18 protein-coding genes and 1 pseudogene are annotated in these 20341 nt (G+C 64.4%); 9 read left to right on the top strand and 10 right to left on the bottom strand.

Features of this window, described 5'->3' with window-relative positions; all coding sequences use genetic code 11:
* Positions 1-3: 3 nt before the first annotated feature.
* The 7 genes from mdcC to ACP7BZ_RS09910 are packed head-to-tail and all read left to right on the top strand — an operon-like array spanning position 4 to position 4662.
* Positions 4-321 (top strand): malonate decarboxylase acyl carrier protein, encoded by a 318-nt coding sequence (mdcC, locus tag ACP7BZ_RS09940; RefSeq protein ID WP_426112587.1) that lies wholly within the window; start codon positions 4-6, stop codon positions 319-321.
* Complete coding sequence (locus tag ACP7BZ_RS09935; protein ID WP_426112585.1) at positions 318-1247, top strand: biotin-independent malonate decarboxylase subunit beta; 930 nt, start codon at positions 318-320, stop codon at positions 1245-1247. The genes mdcC and ACP7BZ_RS09935 overlap by 4 nt, the downstream gene beginning before the upstream one ends.
* The gene (mdcE, locus tag ACP7BZ_RS09930) at positions 1247-1993 is read left to right on the top strand and encodes a biotin-independent malonate decarboxylase subunit gamma (RefSeq protein ID WP_426112583.1); all 747 of its coding nucleotides are present in this window, start codon (positions 1247-1249) and stop codon (positions 1991-1993) included. The genes ACP7BZ_RS09935 and mdcE overlap by 1 nt, the downstream gene beginning before the upstream one ends.
* Positions 1977-2657: a malonate decarboxylase holo-[acyl-carrier-protein] synthase gene (gene mdcG, locus ACP7BZ_RS09925; protein WP_426112581.1), complete on the top strand. Its 681-nt coding sequence runs from the start codon at positions 1977-1979 to the stop codon at positions 2655-2657. The genes mdcE and mdcG overlap by 17 nt, the downstream gene beginning before the upstream one ends.
* Complete coding sequence (mdcB, locus tag ACP7BZ_RS09920; protein WP_426112579.1) at positions 2654-3529, top strand: triphosphoribosyl-dephospho-CoA synthase MdcB; 876 nt, start codon at positions 2654-2656, stop codon at positions 3527-3529. The genes mdcG and mdcB overlap by 4 nt, the downstream gene beginning before the upstream one ends.
* On the top strand, positions 3526-4443 hold the full coding sequence (locus ACP7BZ_RS09915; protein ID WP_426112577.1) for an acyltransferase domain-containing protein: 918 nt from the start codon (positions 3526-3528) through the stop codon (positions 4441-4443). Before mdcB ends, ACP7BZ_RS09915 begins: the two co-directional genes overlap by 4 nt.
* A gap of 30 nt (positions 4444-4473) precedes the next feature.
* The gene (locus ACP7BZ_RS09910) at positions 4474-4662 is read left to right on the top strand and encodes a hypothetical protein (RefSeq protein ID WP_426112575.1); all 189 of its coding nucleotides are present in this window, start codon (positions 4474-4476) and stop codon (positions 4660-4662) included.
* A gap of 64 nt (positions 4663-4726) precedes the next feature.
* Here the strand turns inward: ACP7BZ_RS09910 and moaD are convergent, their stop codons facing one another.
* The 6 genes from moaD to kbl all read right to left on the bottom strand — a co-directional run bounded on the left by moaD (position 4727) and on the right by kbl (position 11522).
* Positions 4727-4984, bottom strand: a complete 258-nt coding sequence (gene moaD, locus ACP7BZ_RS09905) for a molybdopterin converting factor subunit 1 (RefSeq protein ID WP_426112573.1) — start codon at positions 4982-4984, stop codon at positions 4727-4729.
* 6 nt (positions 4985-4990) lie between these two features.
* Positions 4991-6262: a gephyrin-like molybdotransferase Glp gene (gene glp, locus ACP7BZ_RS09900; protein ID WP_426112571.1), complete on the bottom strand. Its 1272-nt coding sequence runs from the start codon at positions 6260-6262 to the stop codon at positions 4991-4993.
* 1 nt (position 6263) lies between these two features.
* Entirely contained in the window at positions 6264-7763 is a 1500-nt protein-coding gene (thrC, locus tag ACP7BZ_RS09895) for a threonine synthase (protein WP_426112569.1), read from the bottom strand.
* Between the two features lie 86 nt (positions 7764-7849).
* Positions 7850-9244, bottom strand: a complete 1395-nt coding sequence (locus tag ACP7BZ_RS09890; protein WP_426112568.1) for an L-serine ammonia-lyase — start codon at positions 9242-9244, stop codon at positions 7850-7852.
* A gap of 57 nt (positions 9245-9301) precedes the next feature.
* On the bottom strand, positions 9302-10258 hold the full coding sequence (locus ACP7BZ_RS09885) for an NAD-dependent epimerase/dehydratase family protein (protein WP_426112566.1): 957 nt from the start codon (positions 10256-10258) through the stop codon (positions 9302-9304).
* A gap of 46 nt (positions 10259-10304) precedes the next feature.
* The gene (kbl, locus tag ACP7BZ_RS09880) at positions 10305-11522 is read right to left on the bottom strand and encodes a glycine C-acetyltransferase (RefSeq protein ID WP_426112564.1); all 1218 of its coding nucleotides are present in this window, start codon (positions 11520-11522) and stop codon (positions 10305-10307) included.
* A 257-nt stretch (positions 11523-11779) separates the two neighbouring features.
* On the opposite strand from kbl, the gene ACP7BZ_RS09875 reads away from it, so the two are divergent.
* Both ACP7BZ_RS09875 and ACP7BZ_RS09870 read left to right on the top strand, forming a co-directional pair.
* A complete protein-coding gene (locus tag ACP7BZ_RS09875; RefSeq protein WP_426112562.1) occupies positions 11780-12379 on the top strand; it encodes a helix-turn-helix domain-containing protein in 600 nt (199 codons plus the stop codon).
* 36 nt (positions 12380-12415) lie between these two features.
* Positions 12416-12589: an ATP-binding protein gene (locus ACP7BZ_RS09870; RefSeq protein ID WP_426112560.1), complete on the top strand. Its 174-nt coding sequence runs from the start codon at positions 12416-12418 to the stop codon at positions 12587-12589.
* A gap of 89 nt (positions 12590-12678) precedes the next feature.
* On the opposite strand, the pseudogene ACP7BZ_RS09865 reads toward ACP7BZ_RS09870, so the two are convergent.
* The 4 genes and pseudogenes from ACP7BZ_RS09865 to ACP7BZ_RS09850 all read right to left on the bottom strand — a co-directional run.
* Positions 12679-12774: pseudogene (locus ACP7BZ_RS09865) on the bottom strand (ATP-binding protein); the annotation flags it as partial.
* A 452-nt stretch (positions 12775-13226) separates the two neighbouring features.
* Positions 13227-15020 (bottom strand): PKD domain-containing protein, encoded by a 1794-nt coding sequence (locus tag ACP7BZ_RS09860; RefSeq protein WP_426112558.1) that lies wholly within the window; start codon positions 15018-15020, stop codon positions 13227-13229.
* A gap of 604 nt (positions 15021-15624) precedes the next feature.
* On the bottom strand, positions 15625-17826 hold the full coding sequence (locus tag ACP7BZ_RS09855) for a prolyl oligopeptidase family serine peptidase (protein WP_426112556.1): 2202 nt from the start codon (positions 17824-17826) through the stop codon (positions 15625-15627).
* A gap of 98 nt (positions 17827-17924) precedes the next feature.
* Complete coding sequence (locus tag ACP7BZ_RS09850) at positions 17925-20339, bottom strand: putative bifunctional diguanylate cyclase/phosphodiesterase (RefSeq protein ID WP_426112554.1); 2415 nt, start codon at positions 20337-20339, stop codon at positions 17925-17927.
* Between the last annotated feature and the right edge of the window lie 2 nt (positions 20340-20341).

Below are 20341 nucleotides of genomic sequence, written 5' to 3'. Positions count from 1 at the left end.
CTGATGGAAACCCTGCATTACCATTTTGAGCAAGGCCGCCGGCAGCTGCCGGCGGCGGCCAGCATGTTGGTCGGCGTGGTCGGTTCCGGCAACCTGGAGGTGCTGATCGAGTCGGCGCCGCTGGCCGGCGCCTGCGCCATCGATGTCACCACCGCAGCGATGGGCTTTGGCGCCACCTGGCAGGCAGTGATGACAGACTTCCACGCACGCTGGCAGCTGGCCGATGTGCGCATTGCGATCAACGACATGGGCGCCACCCCGGCGGTGGTCAGCCTGCGCCTCGATCAGGCGGTTGAAACCATGCTGGACGGCGCGCCATGAAGCACCTGATGACACCGGCCCACACCAGTTATGTCGAAGCGAGCGCACGCCAGCGCATCGCCGGCGTGTTTGACAGCGGCAGCTTCGTCGAATTTTTACCGCCCGCCTGTCGCATCAGCAGTCCCCACCTGGGCCAGCTCGACGCCCCGGTGTCGTTCGACGATGGCGTCGCCGTCGGCCGCGCCACCCTCGACGGCGTGGCCGTGCTGGTGGCGGCGCAGGAAGGTGGTTTTATGGGCGGCGCGGTGGGCGAGGTGCACGGGGCCAAGCTGGTCGGCTTGCTGCGGCGCGCGGTCGCCGAACGCGCTGGCGCCGTCATCCTGCTGCTCGAATCAGGCGGCGTGCGCCTGCATGAGGCCAACGCCGGCCTGATCGCCGTCTCTGAAGTGATGCGCGCGGTACTCGACGCCCGCGCCGCCGGCGTGCCGGTCATAACGCTGGCGGGCGGCGCCAATGGCGTCTTTGGTGGCATGGGCATTGTCGCCCGCTGCACCAACACCATCATCATGTCGGAAGAAGCGCGGCTGGCCATGTCGGGACCGGAAGTGATCGAAACGGCAGCCGGCGTCGAGGAATTCGATGCCCGCGACCGCGCGCTGGTGTGGCGCACAACGGGCGGCAAGCACCGCTACCTGCTGGGTGATTGCCAGGCGCTGGTGGCCGACAGCATCGCCGCCTTTCGCGCCGCCGCCATCGCCGCACTGGCGGCGCGCACTGCAATCGATAGCGCACCAAGTACGCTCAGCCTGGCTGGTCTGGAAGCTGAACAGGCCCTGCTCAGCGAGCGCCTGGAACGCTTCGGCAGCGCCCGCGACCCCATCGATATCTGGCGCGGCCTCGGGGTGACGCGGCCGCAGGCACTGCCGCTGATGGAAGCGGCCGATTTCGTCGGCTTTGTCGACGCCGTGCGCATGGGAGGTGTTTGATGGACTGGCAACAGGTGGCGCAGGCGCTGTTCCCGGGCGGTTTTGCGATTAACGAACAGGACAATTTCCTCAGCGGTGAAGGCAAGGTGGGCACCGTCGCCGATGTCGGACCTGCCGGCCCAGCGCAGACGGTGGCGGTGATCGGCACCTGCGGCCACGCGCCGATCGGCGTCGAGATCGCGCTGGCGCAGGCGCGCGCGGTGCTGGCGGTGGTGCGCGAGCATCCAGGCCGGCCGATCGTGCTGCTGGTCGATACCCAGGGCCAGCGCCTGCGCCACCGCGACGAAATGTTGGGCATCAACAGCTACATGGCCCACCTGGGCAAGTGCGTTGACCTGGCGCGCCGCCAGGGCCATACCATCATCGGCCTGGTGTACGACCAGGCGCTGTCGGGCGGATTTATTACCAGCGGCTTGATGGCGGACGACTGCTATGCCCTGGCGGGCGCCACCATCCGCGTGATGGGGCTGCCGGCGATGGCGCGCATCACCAAGGTGCCCGAAGAAAGGTTGACCGCGCTGGCGCAAAGTAACCCGGTATTTGCCCCCGGCCCGGAAAACTATGTGCGCATGGGCGGGCTGCGGCAAATCTGGACGGGCGACCTGGCCCAGCACCTGGAGGACGCGCTGGCGACGCTCCCGGCGGGCGACCGCCGCGCCGCGCTGGGTCAAGCGCGTGGCGGGCGCCTGCTGGCGCAGCGGGTGATCGACGCCATCGTCGCGGGGGTCGATGAACTCGCGCCATGACAGCCGCCGCCATGACCTGCTGTGGTTGACCGCGGCCGGCTGGGACGATGTAGTGCGTCAGGCAGCGCACCTGCCCGAACTGGCACGCTGGCGCGATGCCGGCTGGCCGGTGGTACTACGGCGTAGCGAGCCGGGGCTGGCCGCCGGTATGGTCAGCATCGGCGTGCCACTGCCGCCAGGCGTGAACGCGGACGGCAGCGTCGCCCGGCGGCGCTTTGGCGGCCAGCTGACGGCCGATGCGGTGGCGCGTCATCAAGCTCCCATGACGCTGGCGCAGGCGCAAGGCTGCGCACCGCCGCACTGGCAGGCGGCGCTGGACGCGCTGATCGCCGAGCACAGCGGCGCTGCGCCGCTGTGCGTTTTTGGCTCGCTGGCCATGCAGGCGGCCACCTCGCAGCCCTACCTGACGGCGACCTCCGACATCGATGTGCTGCTGCTGCCGCGCACCGGGGCAGAGCTGCAGGCAGGCGTGGCGCTGCTGCAGCGCCACTGTGCCCATCTGCCGCTCGACGGCGAAATCGTTTTTCCTGGCGGCGCCGCCGTATCGTGGAAAGAATGGGCCGGCGCCGACGCCAGCCGCCACGATCGCGTGCTGGTCAAGACCATCACTGCCGTTGCCCTGCTGCCGATGGCGGCGCTGCTGGCCACTTTGGTGAGCGCATGACGGCATTGGCGACGCCGGCGCTGCGCTTCGACGTCCTGGCCGCGCGCTGGGCGCTGGGCGCCCTGCACGCCGAGCTGCTGCTGTATCCGAAACCGGGCCTGGTCTCGCTGATCGACAATGGCAGCCACACCGACATGAACGCCGCCACCTTCATGCGCAGCCTGTTCTCGCTGCGCCATTATTTTGCCGCCATCAGCCGCGCAGGCGCCGCCGCGGCGCCGTTTAGCGTGCTGCGCCAGCTGGGCCAGCACGCCGAGCTGCGCATGCTCGCCGCCACCGGCGGCATCAACACCCATCGCGGCGCCATCTTTAGTTTGGGCCTGCTGTGCGCAGCGTTCGGCCGCCTGCGTGCGGCCCACGCCGGCAGCGCCGTCTCCAGCATCGACGCTGCCGCGCTGCGTGGCGCGCTGACCAGCTGGCGCGCCGAACTGGCCGCCCACGTCAACGCCGCGCCGCCCGGCGCCACCAGTCACGGCGTGCTGGTGGCGCGCCGGCACCACGCCGGCGGCGCCCGCGAAGAAGGCGCGCGCGGCCTGCCCATGGTATTCGAGGTCGGCCTGCCGGCGCTACGGCGCACGCTCGCCGCCGGCGCCAGCATGCAGGCAGCGCGCATCGATGCATTGTTTGCGCTGATGGCGACCATCGGCGACACCAACGTGCTGCACCGCGGCGGCGCCGATGGCGCGCAGCTGGTGCGCAGCACGGCGCGCGCTTTTATCGACGCCGGCGGCAGCGCTGCCCCCGACTGGCGTGCGCGCGCGCTGGCCGCGCACCGGCTGTTTGTCGGCCGCCGCCTGTCACCGGGCGGCGCCGCCGACCTGCTGGCAGCGACCTGCCTGGTGCAGGCGATGACCAGTGGCGCCGCCCCGTGAGCGCGCGCCTGCTGTTGCTGTGCCCCGGCCAGGGCGGCCAGCATGAAGGCATGAACGACAGCGCGCGCCTCGACAGCGCCGCCGCCGCCTTCCTCGATCGCCAGCAGCTCGCGCCTGGCGCACTGTTCGACAACCGGGTGGCGCAGCCGGCGGTGGTGGCAGCGACCCTGGCCGTGTGGATCGCCCTGCAGCCGCGCCTGACAGCAGTGGGGATGCGGCCCGCGCTGGTGGCCGGCTACAGCATCGGCGAGCTCGCTGCGTACGGCGTGGCCGGCGCCATCGATGCCGACCGTTGCGTGGCGCTGGCGCACACGCGTGCGCGCCTGATGGATGGTGCTGCTGCGGGTGCAGCCCAGACGCTGTGCGCCATCAGCGGCGTGCCACTGGCGCGCAGTGCGATGCTGGCGGCGGCGGCCGGCTTTGCCATCGCCATCGTCAACGGCCATGACAGCTGTATTAGCGGAGGGCCGCTGGCCGCGCTGGCAGGCTTGCAGCAGCAGGTGGAACGGGCCGGTGGCCGCCTGCAGCACCTGCCGGTGACGGTGGCTGCCCACACCCCGCTGCTGGCGGCGGCGGTGGCACCATTCGCCCGCGCGCTGGCCGCTACACCATTTGCGGCGCCGCACACCACGCTGTTATGCGGCATTGACGCCAGTCGCAATGCCGGCGCGGTGGCCACGGTGCACGCGCGCGCCTGCAGCGTGCTGTCGCGCCAGCTGGCCGAGACGATTCAATGGGCTGACTGCATGGACGCCGCTGCCGAGGCGGGCATCACGGTGGCGCTCGAACTTGGCCCCGGTGCAGCGCTGGCGCGCATGCTGCAGACGCGCCAGCCGGGTATCGCCTGCCGCTCGGTGAGCGAGTTTCGCTCCATCGATGGGGTGCTCGCCTGGCTTGAGCGCGCGCTCGTTTAGAATACCCAATACAAGACAATGGAGACAGACATGCGTACCTTGCCATACTGGATAGGTCAGTTCCTGCTGGCGGCAGTGTCGATGTTCGCCATCCTGGTGGTACTCGACATGGCCAGCGGCACGCCGCTGGCGAGCAGCTGGCAGCTGTCAGCGCCCTACGCACTGGGCGCGGCGGCGGTATTTACGGCCACGCGGTACAGTCGCTCGCGCCGCTCTTGAAGATGCGGCGATCGCCGCACCGGCCTTAGCTGCTTCGGCTTCGGCTTCGGCGCCCGACGACCGCTCAGCCGCCCGTCACCGGCGGAAAAAACGCCAGTTCGGCGCCCGCTTCCACCACTTGATCAGGGCCGCACATGGCCTGGTTGTAGGCGGTGCGCAGCGGCTTGTTGACGCCCAGCGCTTCGGCCCAGATGCCGCCGCGCGCGACCAGGTGGGCGCGGATCGCCCCCACCGTCGTCACGCCCGCCGGGATGGTGGCCATTTCGTGCGAAATATTGAGCGTCTCGCGAACGCTGGCGAAGTAACGCAGCTTGATATTCATGGCAGCCTAGTGCAAAAGTTCGCTGAAAGGGATGAAGCGCACGATGTCACCCGGCGCGATGGTCTGGCCGGGCGGGTTGTCGATCAAGCCGTCACCCCAGACGGTGGAGGTCAGCACGCCCGAGCCCTGGTTGGGGAACAGTTCGAGGCCGCCGGCATCGTTGATGCGGGCACGCAGGAATTCATTGCGGCGGTCGGCCTGCGGCCAGGCAAAGTCGGCGCGCATGGCGAACGAGCGGGCCGGAGCGGGTTGCTGCACGCCCTGCAAACGCAGGATGAACGGCCGCACAAACAACATGAAGGTGATCAGGCTCGATACCGGGTTGCCCGGCAGGCCGATAAAAAATGCGCTGGCGGCGTCCGCCTTGTGCACTTCACCAAAGGCCAGCGGCTTGCCCGGTTTGACGGCGATCTGCCACATGTTCAGGCGCCCTTCCGCTTCCACCGCCGGCTTGATGTGGTCTTCTTCGCCTACCGAGACGCCGCCGGAGGTGATGATCAAATCGTTGTCGCCGGCGGCGGCGCGCAAGGTGTCGCGGGTGGCGGCCAGGGTGTCAGGCACGATGCCGAAATCGGCGATCTGGCAACCGAGGTTTTCCAGCAGCGCGCGCAGGGTAAAGCGGTTCGAGTTGTAGATGGCGCCAGCAGCGAGCACGCCGCCCGGCGCTTCGCCCGGCATGGTCAGTTCATCGCCCGTGAAAAACACCGCCACGCGCAGGCGCCGCAGCACTGGCAGGCTGGCCAGCCCGGTCGACGCCGCCAGCCCCAGCTCCTGGCTGCGCAGGCGCGTGCCGGCGCTGAGGATGGTGGCACCAGCACGGATGTCTTCGCCGGCGCGGCGGATCCATTGCCCGGCAGGCGGCGCGTGACGGACGGTGACGGTGCCGTCGTCGTTGGCCTTGCACTGCTCCTGCATGACGACCGCATCGGCGCCCGCGGGAATCATGGCGCCGGTAAAAATGCGGGCGGCGCAACCGGCCGCCAATGGCTGCCCCACCTGGCCGGCGGCAATGCGTGCGCTGACCTTCAGGCGCGCGCTGCCACTGGCACAATCGGCCGCGCGCACTGCATAGCCATCCATCTGGGTGTTGTCGGCCGAGGGCACATCGATGGTCGAGGCCTGGTCGAGCGCCAGCACGCGGCCGTTGGCCGCCAGCGTGGCAACGGTCTCGACGTCGACCACGGCGCGGGCGCCGGCGTCGAGGAAAGCGAGCGCTTCGCGCACGCTGAGCATCGGTGGCCGGCTGGCCGGGTGCGGATTGGGTGTCTCGGCAGCCATCTTAGAGTCCCGTGTGGGCGGCGATATACGCCTTCATCTGGGCGACGTCGGTCGTCATCAGGGTAAATTTTTGCGGCAGCGCTTCGATGTCTTCAAAACCGGCCGGACGGCCAGCGTCCTGGCCGAGCGCTTCGAGAATGGTTTCGTTGAACTTGGCCGCCAGTGCCGTCTCCAGCACGATCATCGGTACGCCCGGTGCCATGAACTGACGGGCGACGAACACGCCATCGGCAGTGTGCGGATCGATGGTGATGCCATAGTCGTCCTCGACGTCGCGGATGGTGGCGAGGCGGTCGCGGTGGCTCGAGCGGCCCGACAGGAAGCCAAACTCGGCCACGCGCTTCCACTCATCGCCGTCGCTGCCCGGTTTGCCGGACAAATCGAAGCCGCCGGCGCTTTCCACCTTGTGAAATAGCGCACGCACGCGGGCGCTGTCGCGGCCGACCAGGTCGTAGATGAAGCGCTCGAAGTTCGATGCCTTCGAGATGTCCATCGACGGGCTGCTGGTGTGATAGGTCTCGGCGCTTTTACGCACGCGGTAGACGCCGCTGCGAAAAAACTCGTCGAGCACGTCGTTTTCGTTGGTGGCGGCGACCAGTTTGTCGATGGGCAGCCCCATCATGCGGGCGATATGGCCGGCGCAGATATTGCCGAAGTTCCCCGAGGGGACGGTGAACGACACCTGTTCGCTGTTGCTGCTGGTGGCAGCGAGGTAGCCGCGGAAGTAATACACCACCTGGGCCACCACGCGCGCCCAGTTGATTGAATTGACGGTGCCGATTTTTTGTGTGACCTTAAATGGCAGGTCGTTCGACACCGCCTTGACCATGTCCTGGCAATCGTCAAACACGCCGTCAACGGCGATGTTGTAGATATTTTCGTCCTGCAGACTGAACATTTGCGCGGTCTGGAAGGCGCTCATTTTACCGTGCGGCGAGAGCATGAAGACGCGGATGCCGCGCTTGCCGCGCATGGCGTATTCGGCGGCGCTGCCGGTGTCGCCCGAGGTCGCACCAAAAATGTTCAGATGGGCGCCATCCTTGGCCAGCGTGTACTCGAACAGGTTACCCAGCAATTGCATGGCCATGTCCTTGAACGCCAGGGTCGGTCCGTTCGACAGTGCCTGCAGCAGCAGCGATGTTGCGCCGGCGCCGGCGCCAATGCGTTCGAGCACGCGCAGTGGCGTGATGTCGGCCGCCGCTTCGCCATCGCGGCCATTGCGGTACACCGCGGCGGTATAGGTTTTGCTGGTGATGGCTTTCAGGTCGGCCGCCGGCATATCGGTGGCGAACTTGCGCAGGATTTCATAGGCGAGATCGGCGTACGACAGCGAGCGCCACGCCGTCAGTTCAGCGTCGCTCACCTGCGGGTAGGTCTGCGGCAGATACAGGCCGCCATCGGGGGCCAGTCCAGCGAGCAAAATGGCGGAGAAAAACGGCGCATCAACGCCTGGCTGGGCGGTGGCGCTGGCGCTGGAGGCGCGGGTGGAGGTGTACATCATGCTGGCGAAGTCCGGTCTGCTGCGAATCGAAGCATTATTATAAGGCGACCGGACTGATTTGGGCTCGGCGTGGCCCGGGCAGCAGGTCAGCAGGCCGCGTGATTGACCGTCACCACGTGAATGGCCAGCCCGCCCAACGAGGTTTCCTTGTACTTGTTGTGCATATCGGCGCCGGTCTGGCGCATGGTTTCGATGACCGAATCGAGGCTGACGAAATGGGTGCCATCGCCTTTCAGGGCCAGCGAAGCGGCGGTGATGGCCTTGATGGCGCCCATGCCATTGCGCTCGATGCAGGGAATCTGCACCAGCCCGCCGATCGGGTCGCACGTCATGCCCAGGTGGTGCTCGATGCCGATTTCGGCGGCGTTTTCGATCTGTTCATTGGTGCCGCCCAGCGCCGCCACCAGGCCGGCGGCAGCCATTGCGCAGGCCACCCCCACTTCGCCCTGGCAGCCCACTTCGGCGCCCGAAATCGAGGCATTGCGCTTGCATAGCATGCCGATGGCAGCGGCGGTCAGCATGAATTCGCGCACGCCCTTGACGGGGTCAGAGGGACGGCAGTCTTCGGCGTAGTAGCGCAGCACCGCGGGAATGATGCCGGCGGCGCCATTGGTGGGCGCGGTGACCACGCGGCCACCGGCGGCGTTTTCTTCATTGACCGCCATGGCGTACAGGCTGACCTGGTGGACGGCGTCGTGCGGCAAGTCGTTGGCGCGGTTGTCGCCATGCTTGGCATCCTGCGACTGCTTCCACAACTTGGCGGCGCGCCGTTTGACGTTCAAGCCGCCGGGCAGCTGGCCGTCGGTGATCAGGCCATGGGCAATACAGTCACGCATCACATGCCAGATGCGATCGAGGCCGGCATCGAGTTCAGCCTCGTCCAGATTGGCCCGTTCATTTTGCCGCAGCATGTGCGCAATGCGCAGGCCGGTGGCGCGGCCGTGCGCCAGCAAGTGTCCCATGGTGTCGAATGGATAAGGCACGCTGCGCCCGCCCCCACCGCCCTGGCGCGCCTGCGCTTCGCCGGCTGCGTGAATAAAGCCGCCGCCCACCGAATAAAACACCCGCTCGACGATGCTGCCGTCCAGCAGCGTCAAGGTAAACCGCATGCCATTCGGGTGTTCGGGCAGCGCCGACTGACGATGCCAGACGATCGCCGTTTTCGCGTTAAATGGCACCGGCTGCACGCCCAACAGCGCCAGGCGGCCATCGAGTTCGACTTCGGCCAGCAAGTCCTCGACACAGTCCGGATCGACGCCCTGCGGCGTGTGCCCCATCAAACCGAGAATGACCGCCTTGTCGGTGGCGTGGCCGATACCGGTCAGGGCCAGCGAGCCATACAGGGCCACCTCGACGCCGACGGCGGTGTCTAACGGCCCCGCTTCCAGCAAAAAACGGCGCGCCGCCAGCATCGGCCCTACCGTGTGCGAGCTCGATGGCCCGATGCCGATCTTGAAGAGATCGAATACGCTCATGTCCATTGTGACTGTCTCCGTGCTGCTGCTTTTAAAAGATGCTGCTGTCGGCGTCGTTGTCGCTTAAGCGATCTGTTCGACGTCGATATGTGCCAGCATGTCGGCCACCATGGCGGCCGTGCCGATGCGGCTGCGCCAGCCCCAGTCGGCGCGGGCGACGTTGTCGTCCAGGCTTTGCGGCCAGGTGGCGGCGATGGCCTGGCGGCTATCGGGGGTGTAGTGAATGGCAAATTGCGGCAGCACGCGCACGATCTCGGCGGCCAGTTCGCGCGGGTTGAACGAGACCCCGGCGACGTTGTACGACGAGCGCACCTTGATCTGCTGGGCCGGCGCTTCCATCAGTTCGATAGTGGCGCGGATGGCGTCGGGCATATAAATCATCGGCAGCGTGGTGTGTTCTTCGAGGAAGCAGTCATAGGTCTCACCCTTGAGCGCCGCGTGAAAGATGGCGATGGCGTAATCGGTGGTGCCGCCGCCCGGCGGTGATTTGTAGCTGATGATGCCGGGGTAGCGGATCGAGCGGACGTCGACGCCATACTTGGTGAAGTAATACTCGCACAGGCGCTCGCCGGCCAGCTTGCTGATGCCGTAGATGGTGATGGGGTCCATCACCGTGTACTGCGGCGTGTTGACGGCCGGCGTATTCGGACCGAAGGCGGCGATCGACGATGGCCAGAACACCCGCAACGGCGCGCCGGCCGCGAGCCGCTCGCGCGCCACTTCGAGGATGTTGAGCAGGCCGTCCATATTGAGCGTCCACGCTTTCAGGGGCGCCTGCTCGCCGGTGGCCGACAGCAGCGCGGCGAGCTGGTAGACCTGGGTGATACCTTCATCGGCAATCAGCGTGGCCAGGCCGGCGCGATCGAGCACGTCAAGCTGCAGATAGCGCTCGGCGCCGTAGACATTGGTGCTGCCGATGTCGGAAGCGATGACGTTGCGCGCGCCGTGCCGTTCGGCCAGGGCGCCAACGAGCTCGCTGCCGATCTGGCCATTGGCGCCGATGATGAGAATGCGTTCCATGCGATACCTTGTTTCAGTGACTGGATTTTTTAAATACCGAGATGTTTTATAACGACGGCTTGATGATGCCCAGCTCGCGGCCGGCCTGCTCGAAGGCTTTCAGTACCGTGTCCAACTGTTCGCGGGTGTGCGCGGCCGACAGTTGCACGCGTACGCGCGCCTGGCCCATCGGCACCACCGGATAGAAAAAGCCCGACAGCAGCACGCCCAGTTCATACATGCGGGCAGCAAACTGCTGCGCCAGCGGCGCTTCGAACAGCATCACCGGCACCACCGGGTGGATGCCCGGCTTGATGGTAAAGCCGATGCGCTCGATCTCGCTGCGAAAGTAAGCGGTGTTTTCCATCAGGCGGTCGCGCAGCGTGGTCGAACCGCTGATACGTTTTAACACCGACAGCGAGGCGCCGGCGATGCTGGGCGCGAGCGTGTTGGAAAACAGGTAAGGACGCGACTTTTGGCGCAGCATGTCGATCACTTCCTGGCGCGCCGCCGTAAAGCCGCCCATGGCGCCGCCGAGCGCCTTACCCAGCGTGCCGGTGATGATGTCGACGCGGCCCATGACGTTGTGGTGCTCGTGGGTGCCGCGCCCGGTTTTACCCATGAAGCCGGAGGCGTGGCATTCGTCGATCATGACCAGCGCGCCGTAGGTGTCGGCCAGGTCGCAGATCTGATCGAGTTTGGCGACCGTACCGTCCATCGAAAAGGCGCCATCGGTGGCGATGACGATGTGGCGCTTGCCGGCGCTGCGCGCGGCCTGCAGCTGCACTTCGAGATCGGCCATGTCATTGTTCTGGTAACGGTAGCGCGCCGCCTTGCACAGGCGGATGCCATCGATGATGGAGGCGTGATTGAGGGCGTCGGAGACGATGGCGTCGTGCTCGTCGAACAGCGGCTCGAACAGGCCGCCGTTGGCATCAAATGCCGCCGCATACAGGATGGTGTCTTCCATGCCGAGAAAGTCGGCAAGCGCGCGCTCGAGTTCCTTGTGCACGGTCTGGGTGCCGCAAATAAAACGCACCGACGACAGCCCGTAGCCATAACGCTCGGTCGCTTCGATCGATGCCTGCTGGGTTTCCAGGTCGCCCGACAGGCCGAGGTAGTTATTGGCACACATATTAATCAGGTGGCGGCCATCGGCACCGGTGACTTCGGCGCCCTGGCGCGAAGCGAGCACGCGCTCGGGCTTGTACAGACCCTGTTCGCGCAGGGTGTCGAGACTGGCCTGCAGGCCGCTAAAAAAGGGGGCTTTCGATTGTTCGCTCATGACGCATCCTCTGTTGGTGGGGCTGCTTGACCGCCGCTCCCGGTTTGCTGTACCGTTGTTGCCTGTGTTGCACGATGGATTAGTTCGATAGTTTTTCTGAAATCCGCTATGTTGAACTAAAATTCAATATAATGGATATTACCGAAGGCCGCTGCCGTTGGCAAGCCCTTGGCAAGTCCTTGGCAAGCCCTGCCCTTTCAACCCTGCAGTCGCTCTCGCAGTCCTCTCGCAGTCCTCTCTCAGTCAGAACGCCCAAGATGAACAGCCCCTTGACCGTCGTCCCTCCTTCCGCGAATGCCACCAATGCGCCTCCCGAAGTGGGCGCCACCCTGCAGCGCCTGCGACTGGCGCGCGGCTTGACGCTGGAAGACCTGTCGCGCATTGCCGGGGTATCGAAGTCCATGTTATCGCAAATCGAGCGCGAGAAAGCCAACCCCACCATTGCCATCACCTGGCGCCTGGCCAATGCGCTGGGGGTGGCGATCGGCGAATTGCTGACGGCCGAAACGCGCGAAGTTGAAACCATCCGCGTGCTCGATGCCCACGAAACCCCCACCCTGCCCGGCAGCCATGCCGGTTACGTGCTGCGCATCCTCGGCCCGATGGACCTGGCCGGCAAGTACGAGTGGTATGAACTGACACTGGCGCCGGGCGGCGAGCTGGCCTCGCAGGCGCATGATCCCGGCACTGGCGAACACTTGACGGTGCTGCACGGCGCGGTCGAACTCGAGGTGGGCGGCGTCAAAAAGAAAATCAAGCATGGCGCCACGGCGCGCTACACGGCCGATCAGAGCCACGTGATTCGCAATGCCGGCAAGACCGAGGCGAAGGCGCTGCTGGTGGTGGTGCACCGCTAGTGTGGTGAGTTAGAAATTCGCAGACAAAATCGCTCGATGCTGGCGAGGATGGTCGAACACTGGCATGCATGGATCGGTGACGCCACCATCGCCGACGCCATCCTGGACCGCATCATGCAGCGTAACCACCGATTTACCCTGACCGGCGACTCGCTGCGCGCCCAACGACCAAAAACGCCCAAAAAGGAGATAAATATCGACCCATCGTGACCACACCGACTACAATTTAACCGCGTAAAACCCTTTCATGCGCAAGTGGGCGCGATAGACCGGAATGAGCGGGCACGTTCACCGAACTACGCAGTTGTCATTTTGGCGTTACCGAACACAGTCGACCATTCCGAGAAGCTCAGGTTGGTCGTGATGATGAGGCTGGTGTGTTCGTATATCCGCGTCGTGCAGTTCGCGCAGCTTTTCGTGATCGAGAGTTGGCCTGCACTATGCCTGTGGCTGATTTTTGAACTGCTGGCGCAGCTGCAGGCACGGTTTGAAGATCAATCGATGATTGTGCGTTACGGAACTCGTTACGAGACATATTGCGCTGCTGTTCGGCGTGAGTTATAACGCCGCCGTGAAGGTGTACAGTGACCCGGCGCGTCTTGACTCTTGCCTTCAAAGCAGGGCAAGCCAGTCAACTCCCTGCTAACGGCAACATGCGCGTTCGATGACAACGCGACAGACCTGAGCAGGTCTCGCGGGGCACCGCCATCCCGGGCAGCGTGACGGGCATGCCACGAGTCGCAAATCCTGCCAGTTGTGTTACAGCGCGTTCCTGCAAGTGCAGGAACTGATCGGAGAATGCGGCGCCCGGACAGGCAAAACAAGAAAGTACCGGAAAGTTCCCTTTTTACTTGATGGTAATCTGGACACCGGTTTTGGTGACGGTACCACCAGAATCGAGCATCGTCAGCACCACTGGATACACCCCCGCTTTTGCAAAAACGTGCGAGACGGTCGCAGTCGGCGCTGTTGCGGTGCCATCGCCGAACGACCATTTCAGTTCGGTCAATTTGGTTCCCGGGGTCGGTGTCGATCCCGATCCGTCGAAACTGATCGTCGAGGATGCGGGTCCTGCGGTCTTGGACGGCTTGATGATCGCGACGGCTGGCGCACCAAAGGCCAGCGCCGCCTTTCCGGCGATGCTGTATTGGCCGATGCTGCCGTATCTTGTATAGCCCGTCAACAACGGATTTCCGCGTCCGACACCCGCGACGCTGAGGTAATACACGCCTTGAACAGGCAATGTCGCGGTGATCGTTTTTGCCAGGGTCGTGGCGGTCGTGCTACTGCTGGCCAGCACTTTTCCATTTACATCAAGCAGTTGCAGCGCCAGGTCCAGCTTGCTTCCCAGTGCCACCCCTGTGACATTCAGGCTGACAGGGCCGGCCCCGGCAAAGAATTGAAACATATCGATGTCGGCAGGGCTTTCGATCACGCCCAGACCGGTCAGGTTGTTCAATCCATTTTCACGTCTGGACGTGAGCGCATCGGCCAGGGCAATCGTATCGCCGTGGTCGTCGGCACGCGGACTTAATCCCTGGCGCAGCATGACGGCATAGCTATCCTGGGTATTGTTCGCATTGGCGTATTCACCCTTGGCCCACTGCACCAGATTTTTATAGTAGCCCACGCCCATGATCGGCGCCCAGCCCGTCTCGCCGGCGCCTTGCCCTGCATAATAGACCGTCGATGGCAGCTGTCCCTGGTGGAGCAAACCGAGCGTGTGCCCGAGTTCGTGGGAGACGCAGTCCGCAATGGGTTTTTCGGCGTTCAGCAAATTATTGGGGTAGCAAAAAGCAGTTGCGGCAGACGGCGCAAACGTCGTAAAGCTATTGAAATAAGCATATCCACCGATGGAGCTTGCTTGCGGCGTGATCAATATAGTGGCGCCTATTTTCCCTGGCGCAGCGGCGGCTGGTTCAGTTGTGATATCGACGTCGAATGCAGCGAAATCCTCGGCGACACGCAACAACACCTTCTGCACGATGAGCCGTTCGGCATTGCTGAAAGTTCCAGGCAATTTATCCGTGTCGAACGCGGGATAGACACCCTGCCCGATAAAGTTCAGGTACAGCACGCGCGTCGAGCCGGGCTTGCTATGCAACTTGAACGTCTGATCGAACGGAAACGGATTGGCGCCGACAGCACTGGTAACGGCTGCCGTGGCAGTGGTCGTTGCCATGGTGACGCCATCGGTGGAAGCGGCCGTGGGGCCCGCATCGATATGCAGGATGCGTCCCTTGCTGTCGATATGAACGCTGCTGTCGGTTAACAAGAGCGTGCGTAATTGCGAACCGCTCATACCGTACCAGGTCGCCACTTCTTCAAGGTGGCCATTCAGGTTCAATATTGCGTTCTGGCCGGAAGAAAGTCCTGACAAATGAATGGCGCCAAACGGGGACTGATCAGTACTCCCATTGGCGCTGGCGGGTACGAAATCGGTCGCCATTTCGACAAATTTCTCCGTGCCTTGCGTTGTCGCCACAGCTGTTATTCGCGGCGCGAAGGAGGCGTCGCCGCGCACGCTTCGGACGCGATTGGCGGCAAGATCCGCCTCTTGCCGCGTCCCCACCGGCAGGTTGCTGGTACGGGCATTTTGCACAACTGCCGCCGATTTGATCGGTTCGGGTGGCGAAAACAAGGTGCCGCTCCCAAATACGGTGCAGGTAACCGACACAACGCCACAAACGACGAATACGACAGCTCCAGAGCGAATCATTATATTTTTCTTCACGACATCCTCGATTCAACTATCCGCCCAGGGATAAATTTAAACAAACAAAGGACGTTTGGCTCAGCGTCGATAACACGGCTCTGGCTGGCTTTGAATTTAAGTGGGAGAAAGTGAATAACTCCTGCTGGCAATAATATTTCCATGTGGAAATATAGTCAACATCTTTATAAATATATTGGGTTCGGTCACAACAGCGGACGCTGGTGGCATCCGCCTGGCCGTCTCGCGATCGAACACCGTGCCGACGTGCAATCCAAACGGTGTGATTGCAGCATTTCTGAATCAGCTCGACAGCCCGATGATGCAGCGCTGTTGGTGCCGACCTAAAATTGACCCAGTGGAGGTGCGGCTGATGCAGCGACTGGCCACGGCGATCGAGGCTGATGATGAAAGCTAGTGTCAACGCCTCGCCGCTTGTCGGTGTGCGCGCCGGTGTGCGCGCTGGTGTGCTCATTGATTTGCCGGCATGCGACAGGCAGCGCGGCGGCGCGCGTGCCAGTCGCCCTGCTGCTCAGCGCTGATCGATGGCATGGTCCATCTGCAGCGCGCGCGTCAAAAATCCCCAGCGGTCGGCCACTTCTTCGATCTGCTTGTCGGTCGGCTTGCCGGCGCCGTGGCCGGCCTTGGTGTCGATGCGGATAATCACCGGCCGGGCGCCGCCCTGCGCCGCCTGGGCAGCGGCGGCGAACTTGAAGCTGTGGGCCGGCACCACGCGGTCGTCGTGGTCGGCGGTGGTGATCATGGTGGCCGGCAGACAGACGCCCGCCTTCAGATTGTGCAGCGGCGAATAGGCATACAAGGCCTTGAACTGGGCGGGGTCGTCGGACGAGCCGTAGTCGCTGACCCAGGCCCAGCCGATGGTAAATTTCTGGAAGCGCAGCATGTCGAGCACCCCCACCTGCGGGATGGCGGCGGCGAACAGTTCCGGGCGCTGGGTCATGGCAGCGCCCACCAGCAGGCCGCCATTGCTGCCACCGCCGATCGCCAGTTTGGCGGGCGACGTCACCTTGTTGGCGATCAGCCATTCGGCGGCGCCAATAAAATCGTCGAAGACGTTTTGCTTTTGCAGCTTGGTGCCGGCCTCGTGCCACGCTTCGCCGTATTCGCCGCCGCCGCGCAGATTGGCCAGCACGTACACGCCCCCCATCTCCATCCAGGCGATGTTCGCCGCCGAGAACGCGGGGGTGAGCGCAATATTAAAGCCACCGTAGCCATACAGGTAGGTGGGATTGCTGCCATCGAGCTTGAGCCCTTTTTTGGCGACGATGAACATCGGCACGCGGGTGCCATCGCCACTGGTGAAGAACTGCTGGCGCGTCTCGTAGGCGGCCGGATCGAAGTCGACCTTTGGCTGGCGCAGCACGCTGCTGGCGCCAGTGTTGAGGTCGAGGCGATAGATCGTCGCTGGCGTGGTAAAGCCGCTGTACGAATAAAAGGTTTCGGTGTCGCCCTTCCTGCCACCAAAACCGGCCACGCTGCCAAGGCCCGGCAAGGTGATGTCGCGCAGCAGTTTGCCGTTGCGGTCAAACATGCTCACCACGCTGTGGGCATCGGCCAGGTACTGGGCGACGAACTGGCGGCCCAGCAGCGCCACCGATTGCAGCGTGCGTTCGCTCTCGGGCAGCACGGTTTTCCAGTTGGCGGCGGCCGGCTTGTTCACGTCGATGGCGACCAGACGGCCACGCGGCGCGCCCTGATCGGTGGTGAAGTAAAAGCGCGCACCGTCGTTGTCGACAAAGTGGTAGCCGGCGTCAAACTGGTCGAGCAGCGCAGTGACCGGCGCGCCTGCCTTGCGCAGATCCTTGAGGAACACGGCGTTGGTGCGCGCACTGCCATTGGAGGCATTGATCAACAGGTAGTGACCATCGTCGGTGACCTGGGCACTGAGCAGCCAGCTTTTCTGGTCGGGCCGCTGGTACACCAGGCGATCGGCGGCCTGCGGTGTGCCCACCAGGTGGTAATACAACTTGTGGTTGTAGTTGGCGTCGGCCAGCTTGGTCGCTTCATTCGGGGCGTCGTAGCGGCTGTAGAAAAAGCCCTTGCCATCGGCGCTCCAGGCGGTCGCAGAAAATTTTACCCAGCGAATGAGGTCGTCCCGGTCCTTGCCGCTGGCGATGTCACGCACACGCCATTCGTTCCAGTCCGAGCCGGAGGCGGCGGTGCCGTAGGCGAGCAGCTTGCCGTCCGGGCTGACGACGGTGCCAGAGAGCGCCACCGTGCCGTCGGCCGCCAGGGTATTCGGGTCGAGCAGCACGCGCGGGGTGTCGGCCAGGTGCGCCATGGTGTAGAGCACCGCCTGGTTTTGCAGGCCGTCGTTGCGGCTGTAAAAATAGCGGCCGCCTTCCTTGAAGGGCACGCTGTAACGCTCGTAATTCCACAGCGTTGTCAGGCGCTGGCCAATCGCGGCGCGGGCCGGGATCTGGGCCAGGTAGGCCTGGGTAACCAGGTTTTGCGCAGCGACCCACGCTTTGGTCTGGGCGCTGTTGGCGTCTTCCAGCCAGCGGTAGGGATCGGCGACGACAGTGCCGTGGTAGGTGTCCTGCTGGTCGCCCTTGAGGGACACCGGGTAGCGCAGCGGCGCGGCAGCTGCATCGAGCGGCGCGCAGTTTGACGCAGGCAGGGTTGACGATGGCGCCGGCGCCGCGCTGGCAGCGCTGACGTTGACGGCCAGGCTGACCAACAGGGTCGTTAGCGATGCGTGCGTGATGTGCATGGAGTCTCTCGTAAAGAACGTGATTGAACAGGGCCTGTTCAATTCTAAACAAGTCTAAACGAAAAAATCTAAACGAAAAAATTTACACCAGGGACGGCTTACTCCACCGCCTCGTCGGTCGTGGCCACGTACGGCAGCGCCGAGCGTACCGGTGGCACCCAGTTGGCAATCCAGTCGGCCAGCCGGTCGCCGGGAATCGGCCGGCTCATGAAATAGCCCTGGCCCTGATCGCAGCCGAGCGCCGCCAGCAGGCGCCACACCGCTTCGCTCTCGATTCCTTCGGCCACCACCCGCAATCCCATGTTGTGACCGAGGTCGATGGTCGAGCGCACGATCTTGGTGTCGCCGATATCGTTTTCCATATTCAGTACAAACGATTTATCGATTTTCAGCTCGTCGACTGGCAAGCGTTTTAGATAGGCCAGCGACGAGTAGCCGGTACCAAAATCATCGATCGACAGATCGACGCCCATGGCGTGCAGGCGTTCCAGGGTTTGCTGGGCGCGCACCGGATCGTCCATGATGGCGCTCTCGGTGATCTCCAGGCAAAACGACTCCGGCTTGACCTGGTAGCGCTTGAGGATGTCGGCAAATTTGTTGGGCAGGTCCTGGTCAAGCAGGTCGCGGGTCGACAGATTGACCGATACCTTCAGGTAGATGCCCTGGGCAGTCAGGTCGCGGCACAGGGCGGCCGACTGTTCAAGCACCCAGCGGGTGAGCACCCGGATAAAGCCGGTCTGCTCGGCGAAGGGAATGAATTCGTCGGGGAACACATTGCCCCGTTCCGGGTGCAGCCAGCGCACCAGCGACTCGACGCCCACCACTTCGCCAGTATCGAGTTTCATCTTCGGTTGCACATGCAGGCGGAATTCGTTGCGTTCGATGGCGCCACGCAGTTCGGTCAGCAGCGACAGGCTGTTGGCGCTCGACTTGTCGATCAGGGCGTCGTAATAGACAGCGCCGTCATTGCGCTGCTTGGCCGTGTACATGGCCACTTCGGCCATCGACATCAGGGCGTCGGCGTCGTCGCTATGGGCCGGGTAGCCGGCGATGCCGAGGCCGGCGCCGATGTCGACGGTCTGGTCTTCCAGCGACAGCGGCTGCTCGAGCGCATGCAGCAGGGCGGCGGCGACCGCCTTGACGCCGTCGCGGTCGGTGTCCGGCAACAGCACGGCAAATTCATCGCCGCCAAGGCGCGCTACCTGCGCCTGCGGGTGCGCGCGCGCCAGCTGCAGCTGCAGCCGGTCGGCCACCTGGCGCAGCAGGGCGTCGCCAAAATTGTGGCCCATGACGTCGTTGACGTGCTTGAAACGGTCCAGGTCCATCATCAAGACGTACACCGACCCCTCGTGCTGGCGTGCCTGCGCCAGCGCTTCGCCCAGCAGCATGACGAACTGGGCGCGGTTGGGCAGGTTGGTCAGGGTGTCCCAGTAAGCGAGCCGGCGGATTTCCTGCTCGCGCTTGGCAATCCCGTCGCGCATGCTGTCAAATGCCTTGGCCAGCGCGCCGATTTCATCGTTGCGCTCAAAGCCGTTCTGCGCGCGGTAGTCACCCCGTTCGAGACGGGCGGCGACGCCGGCCAGTTCGCGCAGCGGCTGCGCCAGCCGCTTGGCGGTAAACACGCTGGCGACGCCGGCGACGATGATGCCGATCACGGTCAGCAGCATCAGGCTCTGTTCCAGACGGGCGTATTCGGCGACCGCTTCTTCGATCGAGCGCGCCAGCATGATGCTGGCCCGGCCTTCGCCGGCCGGGCCGATGTCGACCAGGCGCGCGCTGTAGCGGCTGTCCTTGATGGTGACGTCGAAGGTGCGCGCCTGGCTGCTGCCGAGCTGGCGGGCGATGCCGGCCGCCTCGGCCGGCGCCACGGTCGCTTCGACCGGCAGCCAGGCGCCGTTGCTGCTACGCGCCAGGATCGCCACTTCCAGCGACGACAGTTCTTTCATGTCGCGCGTAAGCTGGCCATCGATGGCAAAGCCCATCACCACCCAGGCGATGGTAATCGGCGCCTTGACCGGCGTGACGATAATCTGGAACGGCCGCCCGCCCACCAGCGCCGTGCCGCTGGCGCCATCGCCCTGCTCGGCCTGATCGAGCAGCGACAGTACCAGGCGGTCGAGGGCCGGTTCGCTGTTGGCGACGCTGCTGACCTTGATCTTGCGGTTGCCATCGACCAGCATGGTCAGCGAGGCGCGCGCGCGGCGGGCGCTGTTGTCGAGCGCCGAGCGGATGGTGGCCAGGTCGCTGCCTTCGTCATTGCCCACCGCCTGCACGAACCCGGTATCGCGCGCCAGCACCTGGGCGCTGAAGCGGCGCTTTTGGGCGTTTTGCTCCATCAGCTTGCGCAGCACTTTTTCGCCATTCGTCAATTCTGTGGCGATGGCGTTGCGGGCGTTGTTATCGATACCGCGCTGGATCACCACCAGCCCGACCACCTGCAACACGATGATCAAGGCCAGAAACAGGGTCGCAATACGCCCTTCCAGACTGTGGAAGCGAAGGCTCAAGCTCATGC

Origin of the sequence: Massilia sp. PWRC2 (assembly GCF_049896725.1) — a bacterium.
In the GTDB taxonomy this organism is placed as follows: domain Bacteria; phylum Pseudomonadota; class Gammaproteobacteria; order Burkholderiales; family Burkholderiaceae_D; genus JAFCUW01.
This window is presented reverse-complemented; position numbering and strand designations above follow the sequence as displayed.

Excerpts from the sequence above, each read along its gene's own strand:
- mdcB (WP_426112579.1), top strand. The coding sequence starts at position 2,654 with ATGACGGCATTGGCGACGCCGGCGCTGCGCTTCGACGTCCTGGCCGCG.
- mdcE (WP_426112583.1), top strand. The coding sequence starts at position 1,247 with ATGGACTGGCAACAGGTGGCGCAGGCGCTGTTCCCGGGCGGTTTTGCG.
- mdcC (WP_426112587.1), top strand. The coding sequence starts at position 4 with ATGGAAACCCTGCATTACCATTTTGAGCAAGGCCGCCGGCAGCTGCCG.
- ACP7BZ_RS09870 (WP_426112560.1), top strand. The coding sequence starts at position 12,416 with ATGCTGGCGAGGATGGTCGAACACTGGCATGCATGGATCGGTGACGCC.
- ACP7BZ_RS09910 (WP_426112575.1), top strand. The coding sequence starts at position 4,474 with ATGCGTACCTTGCCATACTGGATAGGTCAGTTCCTGCTGGCGGCAGTG.
- ACP7BZ_RS09935 (WP_426112585.1), top strand. The coding sequence starts at position 318 with ATGAAGCACCTGATGACACCGGCCCACACCAGTTATGTCGAAGCGAGC.
- ACP7BZ_RS09855 (WP_426112556.1), bottom strand. The coding sequence starts at position 17,826 with ATGCACATCACGCACGCATCGCTAACGACCCTGTTGGTCAGCCTGGCC.
- mdcG (WP_426112581.1), top strand. The coding sequence starts at position 1,977 with ATGAACTCGCGCCATGACAGCCGCCGCCATGACCTGCTGTGGTTGACC.
- ACP7BZ_RS09890 (WP_426112568.1), bottom strand. The coding sequence starts at position 9,244 with ATGGACATGAGCGTATTCGATCTCTTCAAGATCGGCATCGGGCCATCG.
- ACP7BZ_RS09885 (WP_426112566.1), bottom strand. The coding sequence starts at position 10,258 with ATGGAACGCATTCTCATCATCGGCGCCAATGGCCAGATCGGCAGCGAG.
- ACP7BZ_RS09875 (WP_426112562.1), top strand. The coding sequence starts at position 11,780 with ATGAACAGCCCCTTGACCGTCGTCCCTCCTTCCGCGAATGCCACCAAT.
- moaD (WP_426112573.1), bottom strand. The coding sequence starts at position 4,984 with ATGAATATCAAGCTGCGTTACTTCGCCAGCGTTCGCGAGACGCTCAAT.
- glp (WP_426112571.1), bottom strand. The coding sequence starts at position 6,262 with ATGGCTGCCGAGACACCCAATCCGCACCCGGCCAGCCGGCCACCGATG.
- thrC (WP_426112569.1), bottom strand. The coding sequence starts at position 7,763 with ATGATGTACACCTCCACCCGCGCCTCCAGCGCCAGCGCCACCGCCCAG.
- ACP7BZ_RS09850 (WP_426112554.1), bottom strand. The coding sequence starts at position 20,339 with ATGAGCTTGAGCCTTCGCTTCCACAGTCTGGAAGGGCGTATTGCGACC.
- kbl (WP_426112564.1), bottom strand. The coding sequence starts at position 11,522 with ATGAGCGAACAATCGAAAGCCCCCTTTTTTAGCGGCCTGCAGGCCAGT.